The 513-nt window shown below is 53.4% G+C and carries 1 protein-coding gene; it reads right to left on the bottom strand.

Translation table 11 applies throughout. From position 1 onward, the window contains the following. On the bottom strand, window positions 1–513 hold a 513-nt coding region (locus KK078_RS30310; protein WP_254094799.1), incomplete at both ends, for a hypothetical protein.

The raw sequence follows: 513 nt of genomic DNA, 5'->3' as shown, positions 1-513 counted from the left end.
TTCTCCACCACCGCCTTCGCCGCCACCACCTTCTCCACCGCCGCCACTCGTCGTACAGCTTCCTGCGGTAATGGTTATCTTAGTTACCGGGATATTTACATTTTCGTATGTGATAGGAGTCAGCAGCTCACCCGGTTGGAGTGTAAGCACCTTGATCAGTACGTAGCCATACTGAGGCTGCCGGCTCACGGTTTCTCCCGTCTGCTCAAGTTTATAATACGCTATCGTTACAGACTCAGACGATGTGCTCAGTTGCAGATCAGCAATGGCCATGGCCTTCTTGAAGATCATTTCGTACTGATCCCCCGGGTTGAGCATCAACCCGCGTGAAAGACCGAAAGGATTTGCAACGCTTACCACACGAGGGCGAGGGCTGCCAGTGCGCGGTATCAGTACCCGCACCAGCAGATCTTTTGCATTTCCTATGCTGCTGGGAATAAGCGAGATCCCCAAGGGCCGGGAGGTGTAGTTGAAGCAAGTCTTGCTGATGGACGTGGGTGGACAGAAAAGGTC

The organism is Dawidia soli (assembly GCF_018598185.1).
GTDB lineage: Bacteria > Bacteroidota > Bacteroidia > Cytophagales > Cyclobacteriaceae > Ohtaekwangia > Ohtaekwangia soli.
The sequence above is the reverse complement of the archived record's forward strand: the minus strand, read 5'-3'. Positions and strand labels throughout refer to the sequence as shown.